At 73.0% G+C, this 15,916-nt stretch carries 15 protein-coding genes; 4 read left to right on the top strand and 11 right to left on the bottom strand.

Features of this window, described 5'->3' with window-relative positions; translation table 11 throughout:
• Positions 1 to 130 precede the first annotated feature (130 nt).
• Positions 131 to 1,105 carry a methyltransferase domain-containing protein gene (locus tag SD460_RS26095; protein WP_290060461.1) on the top strand — a complete coding sequence of 325 codons (975 nt, stop codon included), beginning with the start codon at positions 131 to 133 and terminating at the stop codon, positions 1,103 to 1,105.
• Entirely contained in the window at positions 1,102 to 2,031 is a 930-nt protein-coding gene (locus SD460_RS26090) for an alpha/beta hydrolase (protein ID WP_318306861.1), read from the top strand. The genes SD460_RS26095 and SD460_RS26090 overlap by 4 nt, the downstream gene beginning before the upstream one ends.
• Before the next feature lie 3 nt (positions 2,032 to 2,034).
• On the opposite strand, the gene SD460_RS26085 is transcribed toward SD460_RS26090, so the two are convergent.
• The 4 genes from SD460_RS26085 to SD460_RS26070 all read right to left on the bottom strand — a co-directional run bounded on the left by SD460_RS26085 (position 2,035) and on the right by SD460_RS26070 (position 7,072).
• Positions 2,035 to 2,622, bottom strand: a complete 588-nt coding sequence (locus tag SD460_RS26085; RefSeq protein ID WP_290062291.1) for a TetR/AcrR family transcriptional regulator — start codon at positions 2,620 to 2,622, stop codon at positions 2,035 to 2,037.
• 185 nt (positions 2,623 to 2,807) lie between these two features.
• Complete coding sequence (locus SD460_RS26080; protein WP_318306860.1) at positions 2,808 to 4,418, bottom strand: amidohydrolase; 1,611 nt, start codon at positions 4,416 to 4,418, stop codon at positions 2,808 to 2,810.
• A gap of 3 nt (positions 4,419 to 4,421) precedes the next feature.
• Positions 4,422 to 5,198, bottom strand: coding sequence for a MoaF C-terminal domain-containing protein (locus SD460_RS26075; RefSeq protein ID WP_290062293.1), 777 nt, complete (start codon positions 5,196 to 5,198; stop codon positions 4,422 to 4,424).
• Positions 5,199 to 5,209: 11 nt separating this feature from the next.
• Positions 5,210 to 7,072, bottom strand: coding sequence for a primary-amine oxidase (locus tag SD460_RS26070; protein ID WP_318306859.1), 1,863 nt, complete (start codon positions 7,070 to 7,072; stop codon positions 5,210 to 5,212).
• 113 nt (positions 7,073 to 7,185) lie between these two features.
• On the opposite strand from SD460_RS26070, the gene SD460_RS26065 reads away from it, so the two are divergent.
• Positions 7,186 to 7,884, top strand: a complete 699-nt coding sequence (locus tag SD460_RS26065; protein WP_290062296.1) for an SDR family NAD(P)-dependent oxidoreductase — start codon at positions 7,186 to 7,188, stop codon at positions 7,882 to 7,884.
• A gap of 13 nt (positions 7,885 to 7,897) precedes the next feature.
• Positions 7,898 to 8,698 (top strand): SDR family NAD(P)-dependent oxidoreductase, encoded by an 801-nt coding sequence (locus SD460_RS26060; protein WP_290062297.1) that lies wholly within the window; start codon positions 7,898 to 7,900, stop codon positions 8,696 to 8,698.
• A gap of 47 nt (positions 8,699 to 8,745) precedes the next feature.
• Here SD460_RS26060 and SD460_RS26055 read toward each other — a convergent pair whose 3' ends face one another.
• The 7 genes from SD460_RS26055 to SD460_RS26025 form a co-directional block, all read right to left on the bottom strand.
• On the bottom strand, positions 8,746 to 9,438 hold the full coding sequence (locus SD460_RS26055) for an ABC transporter ATP-binding protein (protein WP_290062258.1): 693 nt from the start codon (positions 9,436 to 9,438) through the stop codon (positions 8,746 to 8,748).
• Entirely contained in the window at positions 9,435 to 11,147 is a 1,713-nt protein-coding gene (locus SD460_RS26050) for a branched-chain amino acid ABC transporter ATP-binding protein/permease (RefSeq protein ID WP_318306858.1), read from the bottom strand. The genes SD460_RS26055 and SD460_RS26050 overlap by 4 nt, the downstream gene beginning before the upstream one ends.
• Positions 11,148 to 11,701: 554 nt before the next feature.
• A complete protein-coding gene (locus SD460_RS26045; protein ID WP_290062260.1) occupies positions 11,702 to 12,562 on the bottom strand; it encodes a branched-chain amino acid ABC transporter permease in 861 nt (286 codons plus the stop codon).
• Between the two features lie 10 nt (positions 12,563 to 12,572).
• A complete protein-coding gene (locus SD460_RS26040; RefSeq protein WP_318306857.1) occupies positions 12,573 to 13,745 on the bottom strand; it encodes an ABC transporter substrate-binding protein in 1,173 nt (390 codons plus the stop codon).
• Complete coding sequence (locus SD460_RS26035) at positions 13,742 to 14,137, bottom strand: nuclear transport factor 2 family protein (protein WP_318306856.1); 396 nt, start codon at positions 14,135 to 14,137, stop codon at positions 13,742 to 13,744. Before SD460_RS26035 ends, SD460_RS26040 begins: the two co-directional genes overlap by 4 nt.
• 11 nt (positions 14,138 to 14,148) lie before the next feature.
• Positions 14,149 to 14,910, bottom strand: a complete 762-nt coding sequence (locus tag SD460_RS26030; protein ID WP_290062263.1) for a MoaF C-terminal domain-containing protein — start codon at positions 14,908 to 14,910, stop codon at positions 14,149 to 14,151.
• A 57-nt stretch (positions 14,911 to 14,967) separates the two neighbouring features.
• Positions 14,968 to 15,912 (bottom strand): AraC-like ligand-binding domain-containing protein, encoded by a 945-nt coding sequence (locus SD460_RS26025; protein ID WP_318306855.1) that lies wholly within the window; start codon positions 15,910 to 15,912, stop codon positions 14,968 to 14,970.
• Between the last annotated feature and the right edge of the window lie 4 nt (positions 15,913 to 15,916).

Raw genomic sequence — 15,916 nt, 5'->3', positions numbered from 1 at the left:
TCAATGGTTTTATTCTACAAACGTAGGAAGTTGAAACATCACGGCTTTCTGTTGCTGCGCGGGGAAAATTCGACGCTGGACTCTTTTATCTACGGATGTAGAGTGTCCGCGTCGAACAAAGGAGGACGACGTGACGACCAGACCCGCCACGCCCGAACGGATCGTGGACATCGCGGTCGGCTACATGGCCGCCCAGCAGCTCTTCGCCGCCAACCGCATCGGCCTTTTCCCCGCGCTGGCGGCCGGTCCGCTCGCGGCGGGGGAGCTGGCCGGGCGCACCGGCCGGCCCGAAAAGACCGTCCGGATCCTGGGGGACGCCCTCGCCGCGCTCGGCCTGCTGTCCCGCGTGGACGGCCGGTACGCGCTGACCAAGGACACCGCCGCGTACTTCGGCGGGGAAGGTCTGGACCTCGCGCCCTTCCTGACCTTCCTCGAGACGATCAGCTACCCCCACTGGCAGCAGTTCCCGCACACCACCGACACCGGTGAACCCGGCGAGCTCGACCTCACCGGCGACCGCTGGGACACCTTCCTCGGCGGGGTCATGGTGTATAACGCCCTACACGCCCGGATGCTGGCGGGCGCATTCGACTTCGGTGGGTACAAAAACCTCCTGGACCTGGGGGGCCTCTCGGCCGAATTCGCGCTGCAGGCGTTGCGCGCGAACGACGTGCTGCGGGCGACGTTCGTCTACGACCCGCGGTCGGTCCCGTCGGTCACCGAAGCGGTCGCGGAGTTCGCGGACCGGGCGACGGTCGCCGGCGCGGCGACCCCCGAGGCCGAGCCTTCGGGCGAGTTCGACCTGGTGATGGTGAACCACGTCGTCCACCGGTTCTCCGCCGGTGAGAACCGGACGATCCTGCGCCACGCGCGGGCCGCGGCGGCGCCGGGCGCGCGGTTGCTGCTGCTCGACTTCTTCCTGGACGACGACGCATCGCCGCGGGCGCTCGACGCACTGCACGCGGGGGAGTACCTGGTCATCGACGGCACGGTGGTGTACCCGGAGGCCGACGTCCGCGGCTGGCTGGCCGAGGCCGGCTGGCGCCCGGTGGACCGGCTGACGCTGCCGGGCTCGCCGCGGGTGCTGGTCGCGGAGGCGGTGTGAGCGCGGGCCTGGACCCGGCCGTGCGGGAACTGCTGGACCGGGCGGCGTCGGCACCCTCGCCCGAGCGTCCGCTCACGGCGGTGGAGCTGCGGGCGGCGTTCGCCGCCGCCCGGCCCGCGCCGGGTCCGGCGGCGGCGGTCGCGTCGGTGGCCGACCACTGGGTGCCGGGTCCGGGTGGTCCCCTGCGTGTCCGGCTGTACCTGCCAGAGGTGGCCGGTCCGGTCCCGGCGTTCGTCTGGATCCACGGCGGTGGCTGGACGATCGGCTCGATCGACGAGAACGAGGTCGCGTCGCGGGCGGTGTGCGCGGCGGCGTCGGTCGCGGTGGCGGCGGTCGAGTACCGCCTCGCGCCCGAGCACCCGTACCCGGCCGCGCCGTCGGACTGCTACGCGGTGGTGGAATGGCTGGCCGCGGGCGGCGCCGGGCCCGCGGTTTCGCCGACGCGGATCGCGGTGGGCGGGGAGAGCGCCGGCGGCAACCTGTCCACAGTGGTCTCACTGATGGCTCGCGACCGCGGCGGCCCGCCGATCGCCGCGCAGGTGCTGATCTGCCCGGTGTCCGGCCACCCGGACGACGGTCACCAGTCCTATGTGGACTACGCGACCGGCTACGGCATGACGGCCGACGCGATGCGGTTCTTCTTCGCCCAGTACGCCCCGGCGGCGCCGGACGACCCGTACGTGCTGCCTTCGCGGTCCCGTGACCTGTCGGGCCTGCCCCCGGCACTGGTGCTGACGGCGGAGTACGACGTCCTGCGCGACGAAGGGGAGGCGTTCGCCCGGCAACTGTCCGCGGCGGGGGTGGCGGTGGACGTGCACCGGTACGAGGGCCAGATCCACGGGTTCTACGGGCTGTACCCGGATCTGCCGGCGTCCCCGCGGTCGCACGCCGAGGTGGCGGCGTACCTGAAGGGGATCTTCGCCTGAGGGTCAGGGGCGGGTGAGGCGGTCCAAGAGCGACTCCAGGTGCCGGTGCTGGAGGTCGATCGTGGAGAACTCACCCGCCACCAGGCTCATCACGTTGGCGCCGGCGTTCAGCAGGACGATCTCGTCGACGATCTGCTCGTCGGGGGTCTTCGTGACGATCTCGCCGTCTTCGCGGCCTTCGGCGAGGAAGCGGTGGAGCAGCCCGCGCCACTCGCGGACGTGCTCGAGGTACTTGTCGTGCATGGTCCGGTTGCCCAGCGACATCTGCCAGAAGATCAGCAGCACCCGTCCGGCGGTGATCCGCTCGTCGTCGATCGGCATGGACGACACGCAGAGTTCGCGCAGCGCGGTGATCCCCCGGAGCCCGTCGAGCTCGACGTACTGCCGCATCATGTCGAGCGCTCGCTCGTAGGTGGCCGCGATGATGTCTTCCTTGCTGGGGAAGTACAGCTTGAGCGCCCCGTTGGCGAACCCGGCCGCGGCGGCGATCTCCCGCATGGTGGCGGCTTCGATCCCGCCGCGCACGATGAGGTCCCAGGTGACGTCGACGATGTCGCTGCGCCGCTGGTCGTGGTCGATGATCTTGGGCACCCGGCACCTCCCGCACTGGTTTCTCTACCAGTGTAGGAGAAAGTACCCGCGAGTACAGCACGGGGTGGTCGGGCCCGGTGATCCGGTCCGGCGATGTAGTGAATGACTCATTCCTGTCGTCGGACGACAGGAATGAGTCATTCACTACATCCGTGCCCGGGGTTCCGGCAAAGTGGGCGCGCCGGTCAGCGCACGAACACGCGCCGGCCCTCGAACCACGTCTCGGTCACCTTCGTGCCGGCCACGTCGGTGGTCCGGAAGGGATCGCGGTCCAGCACCACGAAGTCCGCCGACCGGCCCGGCGTCAGCGACCCTGTCACGTCGTCCAGCCCGCACGCCCGCGCCCCGCCCAGCGTGAACACCTCGATCGCCTCCGCCAGGGTGATCGCCTGCTCCGGCCACAGCGCCCCCGGCCGGCGGCCGGACGGGTCCTCGCGGGTGACCAGGCCCGCGATCCCCTCCCACGCGTTCGGCGACTCGCTCACCGGCCAGTCCGACCCGCCCGCGACCAGGGCACCGCTGTCGAGCAGTGCCCGGTTCGGCTGCATGCGCGAAGCACGCGAAGCCGGCAGCACCTCGGCGATCGCCGACGGGATCACGCCCGGGACCCACAGGAACGGCGAGATGTCCGCCGCCACGCCCAGCTCGGCGAACCGCGGCAGGTCGTCCGGGTGCACGAACTGCCCGTGCGCCACCTGGAACCGGGTGTCGGCGAACCCCGCGGCCCGCACCTTCGCGACGGCGTCCAGGAACTGCCGCACCGAAGCGTCGCCCGTGCAGTGGACCTTCGCCGAGAAGCCCGCCGCGGCGGCCGTCAGCAGCCACTCGGTCAGCTCGGCCGGGGGCATCGTCGTCGATCCGTGGAAGCAGCCGCCGTGGGTCTCGTCCGGCAGGTACGGCTCGAGGAACGCCGCCGTGCGGGTCGGCGGGACGCCGTCGAGGAAGATCTTCACGAAGTCCGGGCGGTGGTGCGGGCTCCGGTACGACTCCGCCACCTCCAGCAGTGGCGCGCCGATCGGGTCGACGCCGAAGATCGGGTCGTTGACCAGCAGGGACGACACCACCCACGCGTCGAGTTCGCCGGCCAGGTCCAGCGACCGCAGCGCGCCCAGGATGTCGGTCGAGACCCCGGCGTCCTGGAACGCCGTGACGCCGAAGCCGTGCAGGATCTCGATCGCGCGCCGGGACGCGCGGCGGTGCTGCTCGGGGGTCAGGGCGCCGGTCACCCGCTCCACCAGCACCCCGGCCGCCTCCAGCAGGAGCCCGCTGGGTTCGCCGCCGTCCCGGACGAGCACGCCGCCGGGCGGGTCGGGTGTCCCCGCCGTGATCCCGGCCAGCTCCAGCGCGCGGGTGCTGACCCAGCGGTTGTGCCTGCTGTCGTCCGAAAGGGACACCGGACGGCCGCCCGCCGCGTCGTCCAGTGCCCGCCGGGCCACCGTCGTCGACAGCGCCGAGACCAAAGTGGACGCCCACGCGCCGCCGGTCAGCCACTCGTCCGGGCCGAGCGTCGCCGCCCGCGCCCGGACCAGGCCGAGGATCTCGTCCAGGCTCGCGTCCGCGCCGAAGGTCAGCTCGAACAGCTCGGCGCGCCCGGCCATCGCGTGGTGGTTGTGCACGTCGACCAGGCCCGGCAGGACGAACGCGCCGCCGAGGTCGACCACCTCGGTCTTCGGGCCGCGCTCGGCGTCTTCGAGCGCGACGATCTTCCCGCCGGACACCGCGAGCGCGGACGCCCACGGCCGCACGGCGTCCACTGTGTACACGACGGCGTTGGTCAGGACCAGGTCGGCGGCCACGGCTCAGTCCTCCGCCGGGTCCAGGCCGTCCGGGTGCACGGTGGTGCTCAGCAGCCGCCCGTACGCGCCGAAGGTGAAGTGCGTCGGGCACTCGCCGGACCCGTCGAGTCCGAAGAGGACGCCGTGGGAGCGCAGCCGGCGGGCGTCGCGGTGGTCGGCGACGGTGACCGACGCGCACGGGATGACCTTCTCGCGCCAGGCGAACACGTGGATGCCGGGGCGGATCCGGTAGACGGTGTTCTCGTCGGTGTCGGCGAGCCCGCGCTCCGGGCCGGCCAGGCACTGCCAGGTGTACCAGTGCGGGCTGAGGTAGACGTGTTCGTAGGCGTGCTCGCGGCTGTAGACCCACACCACCCGGCGGCCGATCAGGGCGGTGCTCGGCGCCATCGGCTCCCCGCGCGCCTCGAAGCCGTCGAGGGTCGCTGGCCGGAACTCCTGGGTGACGCGCGGGGTGCCGTCCGCGCCGATCGTCGTGGTGACGACCAGCGCGCGGCCCTCGCGCAGGTCCAGCAGGAGCGAGACCGCCTCGCGCGGGGCGGGGTGGAACTGGGCGTAGTACAGGTCGGCGTCGACCAGGAACGTCTCGCAGAGGACCGTCGAGCCGTCCCACGCCACGCGCGTGCCGGTGAACCGGGCGGTGCGGTCCGGGCCGTCGCCGTCGTCGTGCAGGACGAACGTGCGGCCGTGCAGGTCGCCGACCACGGGGGCCTTGTTCGCGTCGAAGCCCGGGGCCAGGCCGTCGAGGGGGAGCCAGGTCGAGGTGTCGGAAAGCGTGGTCACGGTGGAAGTCCTCAGTGGTCGCAGTGGTCGCCGGACGGGAGGTCGAGCGCGGGGTTGCGGTCGAGGAACCCGTACGGCCGGAACAGGAATCCGGAGCGGTCGACCGGCATCACCGGCCAGTCCTCGGGGCGCGGGACGTGGGTGGGGCCGAACACGTGCCACAGCACGAGGTCGGCGTCGACGAGGTCGCGGTCGGCGGCGGTCCAGGCGGGCAGGCCCGCGCCGCCGGGGTGGGCGTTCGGCCGGTCGCCGGCCGGGAACCGCTCGTCCTCGTGGTACGGCGTCGCCCACAGGTGCCGGGTCGCGAACGTCGCGCGGGCGTGCACGGTCGCGTCCGGCTGCGCCAGCAGCGTCGCCGACGGGCTCGGCACCAGCTGGTAGGCGGTCGGCTTGCCGAGCCGGTTCGTCCGCGAAGCGCTCCGGACCTCCCAGACGCGGGCGCGGGCGGGATCGGCCCGGCGCATCGCCTCCCGCTCGGTCCGCAACGGCGTGCTGCGCCAGGTGAACGCGTTGCCGTACGGGTTGGCCGGTCCGGTCGGCACGCCTTCGACGTCGACCTCGTGCAGGCTGGTGCGATCGCCGTCGACCTCGACGTCGAGCCGGGCGCAGAACAGGTGCTGGTGCACCGGCGCGAACAGGCCGGGCGCGAGCTCGGTCGCGTGCGGCTGCTCCTCGCCGGGCGTGCCGGCGCCGCAGAAGACGACGCCGGTGGCCTTCGCCTCGAACGAGATCGAGCCGTCCAGGTGGAAGTACCAGTAGTGGCCGTAGTCGTAGTTGCCGATGGTGGAGATCGAGGAGACCACCAGCCGCCGGGAGCGGCGGACCTCGGGCCGCCCGGCGAGGTCGGTGTGCTTCCAGAGGATGCCGTCGTCCTCTTCGTGCAGGCAGATCGCCCGCGGGATCTCGACCGGCTCGCCGTGGTCGTCGGCGACCCAGGCCGGGAAGTAGTGGATCACGCCGACGCAGTCGCAGCCCAGGCGCAGGTCGTTGCCGTTCTTGCCGAACTGGTACTCCCCGGCGTCGAAGTAGCTGATCCAGAACCGGCCGGGCGCGACGTCCCCGTACGGGACCACCATCTCGGGGACGGAGGCCCGGTAGAGGACCGGCCGGTCCTGGAAGCTGATCCGGTGCAGCGTCAGGCCTTCGCGGGCGTTGAAGCCGACGCGCAGGCGCCAGCCCTCCCACGTCACCTCGGTGCCGTCGACGGTGAAGCTCGGGCCGTCGGGCTGGGTGATCTCGATCGGCTTCAACGTCGTGCGGGCCGGGACACCGGTGTAGCGCCCGTGCTCGGCGGGCACCGGGACGTCGCCTTCGTCCTCGACGCGCAGCACCCGCTGCCGGGTCAGGTCGAGGTGCACGACCAGTCCTTCGACCGGGTGCGCCCACGGGCTGTCGCCTTCGTCCTCGCGCAGGAACGTCAGCGAGCGCATCACCCGGCCGGTCTCGTCCGCCCGCCCGAAGTACCCGGGCGCCAGCGGCGCGCAGAAGGCGTGGCCGATCCGGTCGGCGAGGCCACGCCGCGCCATCGCGGCCTGCCAGTCCGCCGACGCCTTCGTCAGCTGCTCGGCCAGCGCGTACTCCTCGAACAGGTAAGACGGCTGTCCTTCGGTTTCGGCCCAGTCGTCCCAGGAGACCAGTTCGTTTTCGGTCACCGAGACGACGGCGTCCCCGGCGCGGCCGGTGGCGGTGTCGAGGAGCGTGTAGCGGATGCGGCGATCGCCCCGGCCGGCCCGCACGTCTTCCTTGGCGGGTTCGACGGGGACGGCCTGCGGGACGCGGACCGCGGCGCCGAGCAGCCCGGCGGCGGCGAGGATCGCGCGTCCGGCGCTCAGTTCGGCGGCGGTCAGCGGGTCGAGGGGGTGCGGCGTGCTCACCCTGGCCAGTCTCGGCCCGGGCCGGGGCGCGCGCCATCGCCCGTGCGGGCGCCGACAACAACGCTGCACTCGGGGCCAACCACGTCCGCGCCGCCCGCGGTGAGGATGGGCGCATGCGAACAGACCTCGACGGCCGGGCGGTCCTGGTGACCGGCGGGGCCTCCGGCATCGGGCTGGCCTGCGTGCGGGCGTTCCGCGCCGAGGGGGCGCGGGTCGGCGTGATCGACCGCGAGCCCGGCCCCGGCGTCGTCCGGGCGGACGTCACCGACGAGCCCGCGCTGGCCGACGCGGTGGCGGCGATCGCCCGGGACTTCGGCGGCCTCGACGCGGTCGTCGGCTGCGCCGGGATCTCCGGCCCGGTCGGCACGCCGCTGGCCGCGACCACGGCCGCCGACGTCGCCCGCGTTCTCGCCGTCAACGTCACGGGGCAGTTCCTGCTGGTCAAGCACGCGCTGCCGTGGCTGGCCGAGGGCGGCTCGGTGGTCCTGCTCGGCAGCGACTCGGCGTTCACGGCCGCGCCGGGCATGGTGCCCTACTGCGCGTCCAAGGGCGCGGTGGTCGCGATGACCCGGGCGCTGGCCGTCGAGGTGCCGGGGATCCGGGTCAACTGCGTCTGCCCGTCGGTGGTGGACACGCCGATGGCGCGCGCGGACCTCGGCGCCGTCCTGGACGACCCCGCGTTCCCGGTCCAGGCCGCCGCCGACGTCGCCCGGCAGGTGCTGTTCCTCGCGTCCCCGGCTTCGCGGCCGGTCAACGGCCAAGCCCTGCTGGCCGACTTCGGGATGTCGGCCCGCTCGGCGTTCCCCGCTTAGGAAAGGATCCACAGTGGACTCATCTGGCAAGGTCGTCGCGATCACCGGCGGTGGCACCGGAATCGGGGCGGCGGTGGCCCTCCGGTACGCGGGCGAAGGCGCGCACGTCGTCGTGCTGGGACGGCGGCGCGAGCCTCTGGACAAGGTCGCCGCGGAAACCGGCGCGCACGTCATCTCCTGCGACGCGAGCGTGCGCTCGGACGCCGAAACCGCGGTCGCCGAGATCATCGGCGAGTACGGACGGCTGGACGTCGTGGTCGCCAACGCCGGCGGCCACGGCCTGTCGTCGGTCGTCGACACCGGCGACGAGGAGTGGGAGCTGGCGCTGCGCTCGAACCTGTCGAGCGCGTTCGTGCTCTGCCGGGCCGCGCTGCCGTCGCTGGTGGAGACCGGCGGGCAGGTCGTCGTCGTGTCGTCGCTGGCCGGGCTGTTCGCCGGGCCGAACGTGGCCGGCTACACCGTCGCGAAACACGCGCTGATCGGCCTGACCCGGTCGATCGCCCGTGACTTCGGGCCGCGCGGGGTGCGGGCGAACGCGGTCTGCCCCGGCTGGGTCCGGACGCCGATGGCGGACGGCGAGATGGCCCAGTTCGCCGCGGCGGCGGGCTTCACCGGCGGCCACGACGAGGGCTACCGCCGGGTGACCGCCGAGGTCCCGCTGCGGCGCCCCGCCGAGCCGGAGGAGATCGCGGCGATCGTGCGGTTCCTGGGCTCGGCGGAGTCGTCGTACGTCACCGGCGCGGTCCTGGTCGCCGACGGCGGCGCCCACGCCGTCGACCTCCCCACGCTGGCGTTCGAGCGCGCGGGCATGTGACACCGCGGCTCGTGAGTGTTCAGTCGGGTTCTAACCCGACTGAACACTCACGAGCCGAGGTAGGCGGAGTGCAGGGTGGCGGGGGAGTCGAGGAGGGTCTGCGCGTCACCGGTGTAGGTGACGCGGCCCGACGAGACGACCACCGCCTCCTGCGCGACGCCGAGCGCCAGGTGCGTGAACTGCTCGACCAGCAGGATCGCGGCTCCCTCCTCGGCGAACCGCGTGACCACCGGCAGCAGCCGGGTGAAGACCACCGGGGCCAGGCCGAGCGACATCTCGTCGATGAGCAGGAACGCCGGGCGCGCGGCGAACGCGCGGGCCAGCACCACCATCTGCTGCTCGCCACCCGACAGCAGGGCCGCGGGGGAGTCGCGGCGCTTGTCCAGCTCGGGGAACAACTCCAGGACCTCGTCCACGGCCGCCGGGGTGCGGGCGGTCAGGCGGAGGTTCTCCAGCACCGTGAGCCCCGGGAACACCGCCCGGCCCTGCTCGATGTGCGCCAGCCCGAGCCGGGCCCGCGCGACCCGGGAGTGCCGGGTGACGTTCACGCCGTTGAGGTGGACGCTGCCCGCCGAGGGCGCCACCACCCCGGACACCGCTTCCAGCAGGCTCGTCTTCCCGGCCCCGTTCGGCCCGACCAGCGCGGTGATCCGGCCCGGCTCGAGGATGAGGTCGACGTCGCGGATGACCGGGCCGGCTCCGCGCTTCACCGTCAGCCCGTGGACTCGCAACGCGTTCACAACAGCTCCGTTTCGCCCATGTACGCCTTCAGCACGGCCGGGTCGGCCAGCACGTCCGCCTGCGGCCCGCTCGCCAGTACCTGCCCGAAGTCGAGCACCGTGAGCGTGTCGCAGACCGACCGCACCAGGTCGAGGTCGTGCTCGATGAGCAGCACCGAGACCCCGAACCGGGCCGGGACCTGGCGCAGCCGCCGCCCGAAGGCGACGTGCTCTTCGTGCGGCAGGCCGGCCGCCGGCTCGTCGAGCAGCAGCACCCGGGGCTTCGCGAGCAGGTGGCCGACGACCTCGACGAGCCGCCGCGCGCCCGCGTCCACCCGGGACAGCGGCGTGCGCGGGGACGGGCAGCCGAAGAACTCCAGCGCCTCGGCGGCTTCGCGGCCGGTGAGCCGCCGCCGGGCGACGAACCGGACGTACGCGCCGACGGTGAGGCCGGGCGGGACGCGGTCCTGCTGGAACGTCCGCCGCAGCCCGGCGCGGGCCCGGCGGGTGGGCGAGCCGGTGAGCGGCCTGCCGCCGAGGGTGACCGTGCCGGTCGCGCGGGGGAGGAAGCCGCTGATCGCGTCGACCAAAGTGGACTTCCCGGCGCCGTTCGGCCCGATGACGCCGAGGATCCCGTGTTCGGGCACGGTGATGTCCACATCGGACAGCGCGGTGACGTGTCCGAAGGAGACACTCAGGCCGCGCACCGCCAGCACGGGATCACCGGGCGGCAAGGGTTCGACGTCGGCGACCCCGGTGGTGAGCCCGACGCCCGCGGGGGCACCGCGGCGGTACCAGAGGTTCCGCACGGCCGTGCCGAGGTTGCCGCGGCCGGTGAGGGCCTGGACGCCGAGCACGCCGAACACGACGAAACCCCAGTCCTGCGGCACGCCCCAGCGTTTGAGCAGCTCGGGTACGGCGACCCAGAGCAGCGCGCCGAAGACGGCCATGTCGATCAGGTGCGCGCCGGACATGATCGCCAGCACGTACAGCGCGAGGGACTGGATGGCGGTGAAGCTCGCCGGGAAGGCCAGCCCGACCTGGCCGGTGAGCAGCCCGCCGCTGACGCCGCCGAGCGCGGCGCTGACCGCGAAGGCGGTGAGCTTGGAGGTCCGCACCCCCGCGCCGACGGCGGCGGTCCCGCGTTCGGAGAAGGCGACCAGCTGCCAGCTGCTGCCCCAGCGGCCGCGGCGCAGGAAGTGCACGAGGAGCCCGCAGGCGACGAGTACGAGCACGGCGAACAGGAAGTAGGACCGGTCGTCGGAGAAGGCCGCCGGTCGTTCGACCGAGAGGCCTTCGGTGGCGCCGGGGAACTGGATCTGCACGAGCGTGAGGTCGGCGGCCGCGGCCAGCCCGAGGGTGACCACGGCGAGGGTGATGCCGCGCAGCCGCAGCGCGGGCAGCCCGACGAGCACCCCGGCCAGCGCGGCGGCCAGGCCGCCGAGCACAAGCCAGGTGCCGAACCCGCCGGGCACGCCGGCGACGTTGCAGGCGGAGACGACGAACGCCCCCACCGCGGCGAAGGTCAGCTGGCAGAGGGAGATCATGCCGGCGGTCCCGGTGACGACGCCCAGCCCGAGCAGCGCGATGGCCGCGACGACGGCACTGACGCCGAGGTAGACGAAGTACCCGGCGAGCCCGACGCTCAGCGCGTACCCGACGCCGATCGCGGCGGCGGCGACGAGGAAGGGCAGCCCCGCCCGGGCGACGCGGTGTTCAGCGAGCCGCACGGTGTGCCTCCTCCACGGCCGAAGCCTGGGCCAGACCCGGCGCCGGTGCCTGAGCCGGGACTGGGGCCGGTGCCGAAGCTGCGGCCTGGCCCGGGGCCGCTGGCAGTGCCGAGGTTGCGGCTGGTGCCGGGCCTGCTGCCGGTGTCGGAGTTGCGGCTTGACCTGGGGCCGCTGGCAGTGCCGAGGTTGCGGCTGGTGCCGGGCCTGCTGCCGGTGCCGGAGCTGCGGCCTGGCTCGGGGCCGCGGGTAGCGCCGAAGGTGCAGCCGATGCTGCAGCTGGTGCCGGGCTTGTTGCCGGTGTCGGAGCTGCGGCCTGACCTGGGGCCGCGGGTAGCGCCGAACGTGCAGCCGAAGCTGCAGCCGGTGCCGGGCCTGCTGCCGGTGCCGGAGCGGCGGCCTGGCCCGGTGCCGGAGCTGCAGCCGATGCCGCGACCGGAGCTGGCGCGAGGTCCGGTGCCGCAGCCGGTGCGTGGGCCGTCGGCCGCCGGGTGCGCCCGAACAGGCGTCTGGCGAGTCGCGTGCCGTCGCACGCCCGGGGCCGGGCGACGTGGTGTTCAGCGAGCCGCATCCCACACCTCCTTGCGCTGCGTCCACAGCAGCAGTGCCACGATGACCAGGAACGGGAGGAAGTACCGCAGCACCGACAACTTGTCCGCCTGGGCGACCGCCCCCTGTGCCATGCCCAGGACCAGGCCGCCCGTCACGGCCAGGTCCAGCCGGCGGAAGCCGCCGAGCAGCGCCGCTGCCGCGGCCGGGACCACCAGCATCGCCAGTGACGTCGGGTCGTTCGACTGCGACGGGGCCACGATCGACACCGCCAGCGTCGCGATCACCCCGGTCGCCGTCCAGACGCCGACCGACAGCGGGCGGGCCGGGATGCCCAGCAGCTCCGCCGTCGTGGGGCGCTCGGACAGCGCCCGCAGCCGGACGCCCAGTGACGTGCGGGCCAGCACCGCGCGGCAGCCCAGCGCCACCAGTACCGCCAGCGCCACCGTCACGACGGTGACCTGGCTGACCACCACGCCACCCAGCGTGAACGCCGGCCCGGCCAGCAGCGGGTGGAACGGCTGCGGTTTGTTGCCGAACAGGATGAACGCGAGCGAAATCAGCAGCAGGAGCACGGCCACCGTCACCGCCGACCGCGTCCCGGTGTCGGCTTCGGCGAGCCACGTGGAGACGATCCAGCCGAGCACCGCGCTCAGCGCGCCGCCGAGCAGGATGCCGGCCAGCGTCGCCAGCCACTCGGGGAACCCGAGGTGGACGGAGAGGAAGACGGCGACGTAGCAGCCGAACATCCCGGTCGCGGACTGGGCGAAGTTGACCACCCGCACCAGCCGCGACATCAGGGTCAGGCAGACCGCGAGCACCGCGTAGAGGCCGCCGGCGGCGAGGCCGGCCAGTGCGCCCTGCAGCATGAACGTCCTCCTACGGCTTCGGGATCCGCAGCCAGTCGCGCGCCGACAGCTCCCACTTGTTCGTGCCGGTGGCGAGCTTGATCGGCCAGCCCGCGGTGTTGTCGTGGTGGGCCTGCGCGGGCCCGAACACGTACGGCGTGCCGACCATCGGGTCGCTGATCGGCTTCATCTCGCGCAGCGCCTTGGTCACCGTCTCGCGGGTGATGTCGCCCTTCATCTCGCGCAGCACGGCGAGGAAGTACTTCGCCGCCAGGTAGCCGCCCTGGCTGAACGACGTCAGCGGGATCTTGTTCTTCGTCATCAGGTCCCGCCACTCCTGGTTGGCCGGGGCGGTGGCGTCGGTGAAGGGGTAGAACTCCGCGGGTACGTACACCCCGGCGCCGGCGTTCGAGATCGCCTTGGCGTAGTTCTCGCTGTAGACGCTGGTCAGCAGCAGCCACGTGACGTCGGTCCAGCCCTGCGCCTGCGCGGCCTTGAGCTGGCCGATCGAGTCCGGCTCCACCGGGTTCACCGTGATCGCCTTGCAGCCGGCCGCCCGCGCCTTGACGATGTAGGGCGTGTAGTCCGACCCTCCATAGGGGACGGTCGAGTCGACGTACTTCAGCTTCTTGCCGGTGATCTTCGTCCACTCGCCGATCGCCGCCTGGTACGCGGGGAGCGTGTTGCCGGCGATCTCCAGCAGCGCGCAGACGTCGTCGAGCTTCAGCACCTCCGTGCCGTAGAGCAGGGTCAGCGTCATGTCGTGGAAGGGCCCGACGTTGACCGGGGCGATGTTCGCGCTGGAGAAGCACGCCGGGTCGACGCCGATGCCCGGCATCGACAGGATTTTCTGCTGCTCGTAGTACTTTTCGTTGATCTCGCACTCGATCAGGCTCGACGACCCGACCAGCGCGACGGCCGAGTCGCCGCCGACCACCTCGCGGGCGGCCGCGGCGGCCGCCGACGGGTCGCCCTTGTCGTCGATCGCCTTGTAGTCGATCCGGCGGCCGTTGACGCCGCCGGCGGCGTTGGCTGCGTCGAACACGGCTTTCGCCGCTTGCGAGGATTCGGGGAAGGTGGCCGCGCCGCTGAGCGCGTTCACCGAGCCGACGACGATCGGGCCGCTCGACCCGGCGTCGGAACCGGCGCAGCCGGTGGCGGCCAGGAGCACGGCGGCGGTGAGGGCGGGCAGGACTTTTCTCATGGCTGCTCCCGGGTCGCGGCCACGACGGGCGCGGAGTCGACGATCTGCTCGAAGGAGGCGACCTCGCCGCCGTCGAAGCGCCACAGGTGCGCGACGCGGGCGGTGAAGGACCGGCCGGTCCGGCGGTGCGTGCCGGTGTAGGTGCCGACGCCGATCACCGCGTCCCCGGCGTCCAGCAGGTCGCCGAGGGTGAAGCGGTAGCCGTCCCAGTCCCGGCCGATCGGCTCGAACACGTGCTCCCGCACCGCGTCCGGGCCGGTGTAGGTGCCGGCGTAGGGGAAGCCGGCGGCTTCGGTCCACGTCGTCGCCGGGCCGAGCGGGGCGAGCATGCCGGGCAGGTCGCCCCGGTCGCTGGCGGCGTAGTGCGTGCGGATGACGTCCACATTGGACACGTGCGGCTCCTTCAGACGGGCTGGGCATCGGGGTAGCTGACCGAGCCGAGCGGGTAGACGTGCCCGCCGGCGCGGGAGTGCTCGGAGCGGCCGTCGCCGGTCAGCCCGAGGAACACGCCGGTGGTGCGCAGCGCGTAGCCGAGGTCGTGCAGCCACACGCTGGCCACGGCGATCCGGAATTCGCGGAAGCAGAACAGGTACAGCCCGTCGGCGAACTTCCACACCGTCGACAGGTCCATGTCCCCGTGGCCGCGCTGGACACCTTCCAGGCACTGCCAGGCGTAACGCTCCGAGGAGACGTAGACGTGCTCGTAGAGGTGGTCGGGGCTGTAGCGGTAGAGGTTCCGCTTGCCGATCAGGTCCCGCGACGGCCCCGGCACGTCACCGGAGGGCGTGCCCCCGCCGGTGACGCCGCTGCGGAAGTGCTGCGACACCCGGGGAACGACGTTTTCGGCGCCGATCACCGAACGGACGGCGAGCGCGCGGTGCGACGTCGTGGAGTAGACGACGGTGAGCGCTTCGCCGTCGACGCTGGTGAGCGGCAGGTTCACGAAGAAGACGTCGTCCCGGACGGCGACGGCGTCGTACGGGTCCTTGACGCCGTTGCACACGACGTGCTCGGCGTCGGTGAAGCTCAGCGAGAGGACTTCGCCGTCGTCGAGGGTGATCGTGACGTCCCGGCCGGTGAGGTCGGCGTCCGGCAGGCGGTAGGTGGCGATCCCGGCGGCGAACTCGTCGTAGGTGCGCCAGCCGTCGGTGGGGGCTTCGGGCATGGCCTCATCGTCGGGCGGGTGCCCGGTCCGGGCGAGCGGTCACGCGCTGCGGGGCAACTACCGGACGCTGACGGTCAACTCCCGGCGCAGTTCGCTGGGCGCCCGGCCGAACGCGGTCTTGAACACGCGCGAGAAGTGCGCGGCGTCGACGAACCCCCAGCGGGCGGCGATGGCCGCCACCGGGCGGCCGGCGTGCACCGGGTCGAGCAGGTCGCGGCGGCAGTGCTCGAGGCGCCGGGCGCGGATCCAGCCGGAGACCGTGGTGCCCTGCTCCTGGAACAGGCCGTGCAGGTGCCGCGTCGAGATGAAGTGCCCGGCGGCGATCCGGGCCGGGGTGAGGTCCGGGGAGTGCAGGTTCGCGTCGATGTGCGCGCGGATCCGGCGCATCAGCTCGTGGTGCGGGTCGGCGTTGGCGTGCGCGAGGTCGAGTTCGGTGGCCACCAGCGTCGAGAGCAGGTCGACGGCGCTGTGCGCGAGCCGCGCGCCCGCGGGGCCCGCCAGCTGCTCGAGGTTGCCGCCGAGCTGGGCGAGGAACGGCACGACGACGTTGCCGACGCCCTCCTTGCCCGACATCCGCACCGCGGTCAGCCGCCCGACGAGCTCGGCGGGCAGGTCGATCAGGCGCTGCGGGAACATCACGACCAGCGTCCGGAAGTCCTCCTCGAAGACCAGCGAGTAAGGCCGGTGCGTGTCGTAGAGGGCGACGTCGCCGGGGCGCAGCACGGCCTGGCGGTCGTCCTGCACCAGCAGCCCGGTGCCGGCCAGGATGAGGCTCAGCTTGTAGTAGCGCCGCTCGGCGCGGGCGATCAGCTCGGGCGTGCGCTCCACGACGTGGGGCGACGCGGTCACCTCGGAGACCTGCACCTCGTCGGCGGCCGACGAGCGGATCCGGCCGCGGAAGCCGTCGCCGCCCGCGGTCACGTGCAGCGGGACGAACGACTGCGAGACGGCGGTGCGGAACTCGGTGAAGTCGCGGGCGATGAGGGTCGTGGGTGCGGGCACGGGG

It is taken from the genome of Amycolatopsis solani, assembly GCF_033441515.1.
Classification (GTDB): Bacteria; Actinomycetota; Actinomycetes; order Mycobacteriales; family Pseudonocardiaceae; genus Amycolatopsis; species Amycolatopsis solani.
This window is presented reverse-complemented; position numbering and strand designations above follow the sequence as displayed.

What these genes read in the sequence shown, in the direction of transcription:
- SD460_RS26045 (WP_290062260.1), bottom strand. Translation starts at nt 12,562, where the DNA reads ATGCTGCAGGGCGCACTGGCCGGCCTCGCCGCCGGCGGCCTCTACGCG.
- SD460_RS26065 (WP_290062296.1), top strand. Translation starts at nt 7,186, where the DNA reads ATGCGAACAGACCTCGACGGCCGGGCGGTCCTGGTGACCGGCGGGGCC.
- SD460_RS26040 (WP_318306857.1), bottom strand. Translation starts at nt 13,745, where the DNA reads ATGAGAAAAGTCCTGCCCGCCCTCACCGCCGCCGTGCTCCTGGCCGCC.
- SD460_RS26030 (WP_290062263.1), bottom strand. Translation starts at nt 14,910, where the DNA reads ATGCCCGAAGCCCCCACCGACGGCTGGCGCACCTACGACGAGTTCGCC.